This window comes from Massilia arenae, assembly GCF_008014745.1.
Taxonomy (GTDB): Bacteria; Pseudomonadota; Gammaproteobacteria; order Burkholderiales; family Burkholderiaceae_D; genus Telluria; species Telluria arenae.
Genome location: NZ_VPFD01000044.1, coordinates 17,985 through 27,279 on the forward strand (window position 1 = coordinate 17,985; position 9,295 = coordinate 27,279).

Sequence of the window (9,295 nt, forward strand, 5' to 3'; positions counted from 1 at the left end):
CATTTTGTTGTGTGGCCCAGAATGGCGGCCGAGGCATTAGCCGAGCGTGGTGCATCGCAATAAGCTAGAATGAACATCCTTCGGGCCTGTCCGATCGTCGACCAGAATTCATGAACGCCCCCGCACACATCCATACCCTGCTTGCCGACAACGCACCCGCGCGCCTGCGCGAGATCCCTTATAACTACACCTCGTTCTCGGACCGCGAAATCGTGATCCGCCTGCTCGGTGAGTCATCGTGGGCGTTGCTCGACAGCCTGCGCGGCGCGCGCCAGACCGGCCGCTCGGCGCGCATGCTGTACGAGGTGCTGGGCGATATCTGGGTGGTGCGCCGCAATCCCTATCTGCAGGACGACATGCTGGACAACCCGAAGCGCCGGGCCAAGCTGATCGAGGCGCTGCACCATCGCCTGGGCGAAGTCGACAAGCGCCGCACCACGGTCGATGCGCAGGACGCCTCTGTTGCGGACAGCGACCCTGACGTTGTCGCCAACCGCAGCGCCGCCGTCGAGCAGCTGCTGGCCGCCGCGCGCCGCGCCGTGGACGACTTCGGCCGCGAATTCGCCGAGACCTACGACCTGCGCAAGCGCGCCACCAAGGTGCTGGGCGCCTACACCGACAAGCGCAATATCCGCTTCGACGGCATGCACCGCACCTCGCACGTGACCGACGCCACCGACTGGCGCGTCGAGTATCCCTTCCTGGTGCTGCTGCCGGACAGCGAGGACGAGATGGCCGGCCTGGTCAAGGGCTGCATCGAACTTGGACTGACCATCATCCCGCGCGGCGGCGGCACCGGCTACACCGGCGGCGCGATCCCGCTCACGCCGATGTCGGCCGTGATCAATACCGAAAAGCTGATCGGCATCGGCGAGGTCGAGATGACGACCATGCCGGGCCTGGGGCGCGAATACGCGACCATCCACACCTATGCCGGCGTCGTCACGCAGCGGGTGTCGCAGGCGGCCGAAAAGGCCGGCTTCGTGTTCGCGGTCGACCCGACCTCGGCCCACGCATCCTGCGTGGGCGGCAATATCGCGATGAACGCGGGCGGCAAGAAAGCCGTGTTGTGGGGCACGGCGCTCGACAACCTGGCCTCGTGGCGCATGGTCGACCCGAATGGCGACTGGCTCGACGTCACCCGCATCAACCACAACCTGGGCAAGATTCACGACGCGCCGACGGCCGAATTCCTGCTTGAATGGACGCACCCCTCGGCCAAGGGCGCGCCGAAGGGCCAGCCGTTCCGCACCGAGACCCTGACCATCGAGGGCAAGCGCTTCCGCAAGGAAGGCCTGGGCAAGGACGTCACCGACAAATTCCTGGCCGGCCTGCCGGGCATCCAGAAAGAGGGCACCGACGGCCTGATCACGTCGGGCCGCTGGATCCTGCACAAGATGCCCAAGTTCACCCGCACGGTGGCGCTGGAATTCTTCGGCCAGGCGCGCGACGCGATCCCGTCGATCGTCGAAATCAAGGATTACCTGGACAGCCTGCCGAAGAACGGCGACCCGGCGTTTGCCACCCTGCGCCTGGCGGGCCTGGAACACCTCGACGAGCGCTACCTGCGCGCGGTCGGCTACGCCACCAAGTCCAAGCGCGGCGTGCTGCCCAAGATGGCGCTGTTCGGCGACATCGTCGGTGACGACGAGAACGCGGTGGCGCTGGCCGCCTCCGAAGTCGTGCGCCTGGCCAATACCCGCGTGGGCGAGGGCTTCGTCGCCGTCAGCCCCGAGGCGCGCAAGAAGTTCTGGCTCGATCGGGCCCGCACCGCGGCCATCGCGCGCCATACCAACGCCTTCAAGATCAATGAAGACGTGGTCATTCCGCTGAACCGGATGGGCGAGTACACCGACGGCATCGAGCGCATCAACGTCGAGCTGTCGATCAAGAACAAGCTGCAGCTGGTGGACCAGCTGCGCGCCTACCTCGCCAGCGACCACCTGCCGCTGGCCAAGAGCGACGACGCCAGCGGCGACGGGGTCGACCGCGACGAGATCATGGGCGACCGTCCGCTGCAGGCGCGCGCCCTGGTCGACCTGGTCGACAAGCGCTGGACCTTCATCCTGGCCAACCTCGATGCGCCGCTGGCCGACGTGCGCGAGCAGCTGCAGACCCTGGGCCTCGACCACCTGAACGAAGCGATCCTGCAGCGCCTGGCGATCCAGCCCGACGCGCGCCTGTTCGACGCGGTGCAAGACCATACCGTGCGCGTCTCGTGGAAGGCCGAAGTGCGCGCGCCGCTGCGCCAGATCTTCAATGGCGCCGCCTACCAGTGCATCCTCGACGAAGCGGTCGCGATCCACAAGCGCGTGCTGCGCTCGCGCGTGTTCGTCGCCCTGCACATGCATGCGGGCGACGGCAACGTCCACACCAACCTGCCGGTGAACTCTGACGACTACGCCATGCTGCAGGATGCGCACAAGGCGGTCGAGCGCATCATGAAGCTGGCGCGTTCGCTGGACGGCGTGATCTCGGGCGAGCACGGCATCGGCATCACCAAGCTCGAATTCCTGACCGACGAGGAGATCCAGGACTTCCGCGACTACAAGGTGCGCGTCGATCCGGAAGGCCGCTTCAACAAGGGCAAGCTGCTCAACCTGGAAGGCGCCCACGCCGACCTGCGCAACGCCTACACGCCGTCGTTCGGCCTGATGGGCCACGAATCGCTGATCATGCAGCAGAGCGATATCGGCGAGATCGCCAACAGCATCAAGGACTGCCTGCGCTGCGGCAAGTGCAAGCCGGTGTGCACGACCCACGTGCCGCAGGCGAACCTGCTGTATTCGCCGCGCGACAAGATCCTGGCCACCTCGGCGCTGATCGAGGCTTTCCTGTACGAGGAACAAACCCGCCGCGGCGTCTCGCTGCGTCACTGGGAAGAGTTCGAGGACGTGTCGGACCACTGTACCGTGTGCCACAAATGCGTCACGCCCTGTCCGGTCAACATCGACTTCGGCGACGTGTCGATGAATATGCGTAACCTGCTGCGCAAGATGGACAAGCGCAGCTTCAAGCCGGCCAACCGCGCGGCCATGTTCTTCCTGAATGCGACCGATCCGACCACCATCAACGCCACGCGCAAGGTGATGATCGATTTCGGTTTCAAGGCCCAGCGCATGGGCAACCGCCTGCTCAAAGGCCTGTCCAAGCCGCAGACCGCCGCGCCGCCGCCGACGGTCGGCAAGGCGCCCGTGCGCGAGCAGGTGATCCACTTCATCAACAAGAAGATGCCGGGCAACCTGCCCAAGAAGACGGCGCGCGCGCTGCTCGACATCGAGGACGACAAGATCGTCCCGATCATCCGCAACCCCAAGAAGACCAACGCCGACACCGAGGCCGTGTTCTACTTCCCGGGCTGCGGCTCCGAGCGCCTGTTCTCGCAGGTCGGCCTGGCCACCCAGGCGATGCTGTGGGAAGTCGGCGTGCAGACCGTGCTGCCGCCAGGTTACCTGTGCTGCGGCTATCCGCAGCGCGGCGCCGGCCAGTACGACAAGGCCGACAAGATGATGACGGATAACCGCGTGCTGTTCCACCGCATGGCCAACACGCTGAACTACCTCGACATCAAGACGGTCCTGGTCTCCTGCGGCACTTGCTACGACCAGCTGGCGACCTATGAATTCGAGAAGATCTTCCCGGGCTGCCGCATCATGGACATCCATGAGTACTTATTAGAAAAGGGCGTCAGGCTCGAAGGCGTGAACGGTACCCGCTATATGTACCACGAGCCTTGCCACAATCCGATGAAGCTGCAGGATTCGGTGAAGACGGTCAATGCGCTGGTCTCCACGCATGACGACGTCAAGATCGAGAAGAATGACCGCTGCTGCGGCGAGTCGGGCACCTTCGCCGTGAGCCGTCCCGACATCTCGACCCAGGTGCGCTCGCGCAAGGAAGGCGAGATGGTCAAGGGCGCCGACAAGCTGCGCGCGGATGGCTTCAAGGGCGATGTGAAAATCCTGACCAGCTGCCCGTCCTGCCTGCAAGGCCTCACGCGCTACAACGACGATTCGGGCACCACCGCCGACTATATCGTGGTCGAGATCGCGAAGCACCTGCTGGGCGAGAACTGGCTGCCCGAGTACGTGGCGCGCGCCAATAACGGCGGCATCGAAAGGGTGCTGGTATGACGGCGCTGCGCGAACCCGGCTGCGAGCTGTGCAGCCTGTCCATGCCCGTGGCCTGGGCCGGCGACAAGTTCAGCGTCATCGTCGTCGACGACGCCAGCTACCCCGGCTTCTGCCGCGTGATCTGGCACGACCACGTGCGCGAGATGAGCGATCTTTCGCGCGCAGACCGGCTGCTGGTGAACGAGGCCGTGTTCCTGGTCGAGCAGGCGGTGCGCGACATCATGCAGCCGCTGAAGGTCAATGTGGCCAGCCTGGGCAATGTGGTGCCGCACCTGCATTGGCATATCATTCCGCGCTACGCGGACGACGCGCATTTCCCGGCGCCCGTGTGGGCCCAGGCGGTGCGCGAGACGCCTTCGGATATCCTGGCCGCGCGCCGCGCGCTGGCCGAACAACTGGGCGCCGCGATCGCGCGCCGTTTCAACTGATAGAGAACAGATCCATGCCTAATCCAACCGAACTGACCGTCCACCAGAAATCGCGCGTGCTCGACATCGCCTATGACGACGGCAGCGCCTATTCGATCCCGTTCGAGCTGATGCGCGTGTACTCGCCGTCGGCCGAAGTGAAGGGCCACGGCCCGGGCCAGGAAGTGCTGCAGGTCGGCAAGCGCGAAGTCGGCATCGCCGACGTCGAGCAGGTCGGCAACTACGCGATCAAGCCGACCTTCTCGGACGGCCACGACACCGGCATCTTCAGCTGGGAGTACCTGTACGAGCTGGGCCGCAGCCAGGATTCGCTGTGGAAGCAGTACGTGGCGCGCCTGCAGGCGGCCGGCTTCGACGAAGAAAGCGGCCGCGCGCCTGGCAGCATGCTGCCGGGATCGGCGCCGGCCAAGTCAGGTGGCGGCGGTTGCGGTTCGGGCGGTTGCGGCTGCAAATAAACAACGCGGTTTGCGTCACCCAAAACAAAGAGCACATCCGCGGATGTGCTCTTTGTTTTTTGTAGCCCGCCTTGGCGGGCTAATGCAGCATCAAGCCTGTGGCTGGATGTTTGCAGCCTGCTTGCCTTTAGGACCGGTGGTGACGTCGAAGGTCACGCGCTGGTTTTCCTGCAGCGACTTGAAGCCGTTGGCGTTGATCGCCGAGAAGTGTGCAAACAGATCTTCGCCGCCGCCATCAGGAGTGATGAAGCCGAAACCTTTAGCGTCGTTGAACCATTTGACAATGCCAGTAGCCATGTTTATTCCCTCAAATTAAGTTGTTTTGCGTTGATGCCCTGTTTGCGTACCTAGGACAAAAACCAGGGCCACGCTCTACATTGCAAATCTGATTATAAGGATAATTTCTTAAAACGGAAGCAAGATTTTTCAACCGTGTTCGTATTTACCACAAGTCATCCAGGCCGCATGTATCCACGCGGCCTTGACGCCGATCAGAACGTCATCGGCACCCGCAGCGTCAGGGTGACATCGGGCGTATCGCGGGTCACGCCCGCGCCCACCGCGATGTTCAGCGTGCGCTTGGGGCTCAGGCGATAGGAGTAGCCCAGCAGCAGGGTCCCGAGCTGGGTGCGCACCGAGCCGGCCACCGGCGAACCGTTCTGCTTCATGCGCGCGATGGTGCTGTGGTCGTAGCCGAGGCTGAGCGACGCCTTGTCGTTGAGCGCCAGGCCCATGCCGAAGTTAAAGCCGAGCACGTAGCCCGGTTCCAGCTCGCCCAGCGGCTCGCGCACGCCGTTGCGCACCAGGCGCGTCACGTCCGAGCGCTTGAAGTTGTGCACATAGCTCAGGTTGCCGAAGAAGACGGCCGGATCCGACGGATACAGCCAGGTCAGGGTGCCTTGCAGCGAATGGAAGCCGGAGCCGGTCGGCAGGTCCAGCGGCAAGCCGGTGCCGGTCACGTTTTCGCCGATGCAGCGCTGGTCGCAGTCGGTGACGACTTCGAACGGGTCGCGCCCGGTGCGGCTCTTGTAGCGCAGGCCGGCGATGTAATAGCCCTTGTCGGCGCCGCCGTTATTGAGCTGGTAGCGGCCAGCGACCTCGATGTCGCCCAGGCCCTTGCCGGAGGTGTCGAACACGCGCTCGACCGCGGTGCCGGTGAACAGCTCGCGGCTGACGGTGGCGTCCGAGCGGTACACATACGGCACCTTGACCTCGACTTCCATCCGGTTGTTGATGCCGGTGCGGCCGGTAATCGCGGTGGTGAAGGTATTGCGCTTGATTTCGCGCACGTCGACCAGGCCGATCAGGATCGCGGGAATCACCGTGTAGCCGACCAGGGCCACGCGGTTGCTCGACGAGTAGCCGTACTGCACCGACGGCTCGAGCACATAGGTGCCGCGCTGGGTCAGCACGCCCGGTGTATCGCCGATCGGCGCGACTTCGGGAGGGCGGTTCGGTTCCTGGTTGTTTTGCGCGGCCTGCTGTTGCTGGCCCTGCTGCTGGGCCGGCCGCTGGGTCTGCGCCTGGGCCGGACCGGGGGCCGGCAAGGTCGGCTGGTTGGGCCGCGGCTGCGGCGGCAGCGGGGCCGCCACGCCGCTTTCGGCCGGCGGCAGCACCGGCGGCTGGGCCACCGGCGCCTGCATCGACATGCCGGTGCCGCGCTGCTGCGACAGCAGCACGCCGTCGGCCAGCGCCGTCGGAATGGCGAACGGGGCGCCCGACAGCGGGGTGGTTTCTTCCACGATGCGCTCGCGCGCCGCCAGCGCCGGGGCGGTGGCCATGCCCGGGGCGCCCTGGGCCTGCATGCTTTGCAATTGTTCGCGCTGCGCCTGGAGTTCGAGCATCAGACGGTTCACCATTGCCCGCTGTTCGGCCAGTTCGTCCTTGAGTTGGGACAGTTCGGTCTGTCGGTCCTGCTTGCCGGGTTCGGCCGCAGGTTGTTGAGCGAGCACGGGCGGCGCCAGGAGGGCGGCCGCCAGGCCGGCGGCGCCAAGCCGCGCGACGTGTGAATACATCCAGATCTCCAGTTTTATATTAACAATATTGCAATGCTACAGTGTTCCCGGGGAACGTACTACCGCGTCACGAATCGTGCTCTGGAAATTCATGTCTTTTAGCAGGGACATGCTATTCACGGTCGATGTGATGGTCGTGGCAGTGCGGATGTCTTGCCCATTGAGGGTGTTTTGCAGCAAGGTCGCGCCATTGGGCAGGTTGAGATCGGCCGCGGCATAGTTGTTGCCGCCGATCTGGATCAGTTGGGCCGCGCCCAGGGCGTTCTGGGCCAGGCGCGCCTGGTCGCCGGTCATCGCGGCCAGGTCGGGAATGGCGATATTGGTGCGCGCCAGGATCTCTCCGTTGACCGACACCACGCGTTCGATGCCGAGCGACAGCGACAGGCCGCCCGCGATCTCGAAGCCGCCGCGCAGGGTGTCGAGTTGCGCGGCATCGACGGGCGCGCCGAAGCCGCTCGGGCCAGCCGCCTGAGCGAGCGGCATCGCAGCGCCCGCGGTGCATAGGGCGGCCAGCAGGGCGGTGCGGTGAAAGGTAAAGGTGGGCCAGCGCATATCACATCCTTGTCAAAAATCGCCCGGGCCGAACTTCGGCAGCGAGGCGCTTAGTTGTTCCTGGTGCATGCCGGTGCCGAGCGGCGCGCGCGGGGCGCCGCGCCAGTCGGCCGGGTTGTTGAAGGCGATGCCATCCTTGTGGCTGTGGATCACGAACAGGATCTTGTTGCGCCAGATTTCCTGGAAGCGCTCCATGCTCACGACGCGGTTGCCGGTGGACGGGTCGCCGATCAGGATGCGGCCATCCTCGGCGCCCTTGACGACCACGAAGTGGTTGAAGCCGCGGTCGGTGATCAGCACGATGGCCGGCAGTTTTTCGGAGATCAGTTTTTCGATCGGCAGCTTGAAGCCGTCGGCGCGAAAGCCGCGCGCGGCCAGGAAGCGCTGCATGTCGAGCAGCGAAAAGCCTTCCTTGTGAATCTTGGTCTTGTCCCCTTTTTCGTACATCTCCTGGAACACGTCCTGTTCCGGCGTCGGGGTTGCATAATGGTGCGACAGCAGGGTGGACAAGGCGGCGGCGCCGCAACTGTAGTCGTACTGCTGGCGCGTGGTGCGCTGGAATTTGATGTCCTTGAGGCTGGTGACGGGCACGTTGACGCGCCCGACCACCGCCAGTTCGAGCGCTGGCGCCGGAGCCGGCGCCAGCAGGATGCCGCACAGGGCGGCGAGGAAGATCCCGTGCTTCATTCTCTTCCTATTGCAGTTGCAGGTTGATGACGGTCGCGTTCTGGATCAGGACGTTCGCGCCGGAGTTCTGGATCACGACAGGCAAGCCCGAGGAGTTCGCGAACGAGCCGTTGTCGATGACGTTAAAGCCCGTGGTCACATTGGTGGCCGTGTTGTTACCGACCGTGCCGCCGAGCGTCGCCTCGGTGGTCACGATGTCGGCGCCGCCACGCAGGCCGCCCAGTTCCTCGGCGCCGGTCGTCTTGCCCCAGCCCTTGGTGAAGTCGTCTTCGCGGCTCGGTGCGACATCCACCTTCGACAGGAAGCCCACCACCACCGGCAGCTTCGCCGGTTCCGAAACCTGTGCCGCCACCGGCAGCGCCATGCAGGCCGCCAGCAGGAGAGAGCCGATCTGGGTAATCCGTTTCATGATGCCTCGCTCGAAAAGCCGCCACGCGGGGAGCCACGTGGCGGGGGACGCGGGCGGCCGGTGGAGCCGGTCGCCCGCGCGGTTGCTGCCAAGACCTCGTGATTACTGGCCGCTTGGGGTCGTGCCGCCGACGTTCATGTTCGACTGAACGTTGACGCTTTGCTGGATCAGCGACGAGAAGCCGTTGTTCTGGCTGATGATCGAGATGCCGGCTGCCGACTGGGCGATGTTGCTCATCGAGTTGGACATGTCGAAGGAGCCCGCGGTCACGTTGTTCTGGCCGCCGTTGCCGCCGGTGCCGGCGCCGCCGAAGCCGCCGGTGCCTGCGCCTGCAACCATTTCGCCGGTCGAGCCGCCAGCACCGCCAGTGCTCGAGCCGCCCGCGCCGCCGTTGCCGCCGGCGCCCGAGGTAGCGTCGCCCGAGGTGGCCGAGCCGCCGGTGGCCGAGCCGCCGGTCGACGAGCCGCCTGCGCCGCCGGTGCCGGTCGATGCGGTCGCTTCAGCGCCCGAACCGCCCATGCCGCCCGCGCCTGCCGTGCCGCCCTGGCCCGCGCCGCCTGCGCCGCCGGTGCCGGTGGCGCCGTTACCGCCGGCGCCAGCCGTGCCAGCCGCGCCC

Annotated in this window: 8 protein-coding genes and 1 pseudogene; 3 read left to right on the forward strand and 6 right to left on the reverse strand. The window is 65.4% G+C overall.

Annotated features, from left to right (window positions below):
* Nucleotides 1–110: 110 nt before the first annotated feature.
* From FVD38_RS25240 to FVD38_RS25250, 3 genes are read left to right on the forward strand one after another with little or no spacing between them, the layout of a single operon-like run.
* Nucleotides 111–4,133 (forward strand): DUF3683 domain-containing protein, encoded by a 4,023-nt coding sequence (locus FVD38_RS25240; protein WP_147937316.1) that lies wholly within the window; start codon nt 111–113, stop codon nt 4,131–4,133.
* The gene (locus FVD38_RS25245) at nt 4,130–4,561 is read left to right on the forward strand and encodes an HIT family protein (RefSeq protein WP_147937317.1); all 432 of its coding nucleotides are present in this window, start codon (nt 4,130–4,132) and stop codon (nt 4,559–4,561) included. Before FVD38_RS25240 ends, FVD38_RS25245 begins: the two co-directional genes overlap by 4 nt.
* Nucleotides 4,562–4,575: 14 nt before the next feature.
* A complete protein-coding gene (locus tag FVD38_RS25250) occupies nt 4,576–5,016 on the forward strand; it encodes a gamma-butyrobetaine hydroxylase family protein (RefSeq protein ID WP_147937318.1) in 441 nt (146 codons plus the stop codon).
* Between the two features lie 90 nt (nt 5,017–5,106).
* Here FVD38_RS25250 and FVD38_RS25255 read toward each other — a convergent pair whose 3' ends face one another.
* The 6 genes and pseudogenes from FVD38_RS25255 to FVD38_RS26595 all read right to left on the reverse strand — a co-directional run.
* Nucleotides 5,107–5,313 carry a cold-shock protein gene (locus FVD38_RS25255; protein WP_147937319.1) on the reverse strand — a complete coding sequence of 69 codons (207 nt, stop codon included), beginning with the start codon at nt 5,311–5,313 and terminating at the stop codon, nt 5,107–5,109.
* 194 nt (nt 5,314–5,507) lie between these two features.
* Entirely contained in the window at nt 5,508–7,031 is a 1,524-nt protein-coding gene (locus FVD38_RS25260) for a hypothetical protein (protein ID WP_147937320.1), read from the reverse strand.
* Between the two features lie 36 nt (nt 7,032–7,067).
* Nucleotides 7,068–7,583: a hypothetical protein gene (locus FVD38_RS25265; RefSeq protein ID WP_147937321.1), complete on the reverse strand. Its 516-nt coding sequence runs from the start codon at nt 7,581–7,583 to the stop codon at nt 7,068–7,070.
* A 12-nt stretch (nt 7,584–7,595) separates the two neighbouring features.
* Nucleotides 7,596–8,270, reverse strand: coding sequence for a C39 family peptidase (locus FVD38_RS25270; RefSeq protein WP_123070778.1), 675 nt, complete (start codon nt 8,268–8,270; stop codon nt 7,596–7,598).
* Nucleotides 8,271–8,277: 7 nt separating this feature from the next.
* Entirely contained in the window at nt 8,278–8,679 is a 402-nt protein-coding gene (locus FVD38_RS25275) for a hypothetical protein (protein WP_123070777.1), read from the reverse strand.
* 102 nt (nt 8,680–8,781) lie between these two features.
* A pseudogene (locus tag FVD38_RS26595) lies at nt 8,782–9,295 on the reverse strand (hypothetical protein); the annotation flags it as partial.

Coding starts and splice junctions, on each gene's coding strand:
- FVD38_RS25240 (WP_147937316.1), top strand. CDS start 111: ATGAACGCCCCCGCACACATCCATACCCTGCTTGCCGACAACGCACCC.
- FVD38_RS25245 (WP_147937317.1), top strand. CDS start 4,130: ATGACGGCGCTGCGCGAACCCGGCTGCGAGCTGTGCAGCCTGTCCATG.
- FVD38_RS25250 (WP_147937318.1), top strand. CDS start 4,576: ATGCCTAATCCAACCGAACTGACCGTCCACCAGAAATCGCGCGTGCTC.
- FVD38_RS25255 (WP_147937319.1), bottom strand. CDS start 5,313: ATGGCTACTGGCATTGTCAAATGGTTCAACGACGCTAAAGGTTTCGGC.
- FVD38_RS25260 (WP_147937320.1), bottom strand. CDS start 7,031: ATGTATTCACACGTCGCGCGGCTTGGCGCCGCCGGCCTGGCGGCCGCC.
- FVD38_RS25265 (WP_147937321.1), bottom strand. CDS start 7,583: ATGCGCTGGCCCACCTTTACCTTTCACCGCACCGCCCTGCTGGCCGCC.
- FVD38_RS25270 (WP_123070778.1), bottom strand. CDS start 8,270: ATGAAGCACGGGATCTTCCTCGCCGCCCTGTGCGGCATCCTGCTGGCG.
- FVD38_RS25275 (WP_123070777.1), bottom strand. CDS start 8,679: ATGAAACGGATTACCCAGATCGGCTCTCTCCTGCTGGCGGCCTGCATG.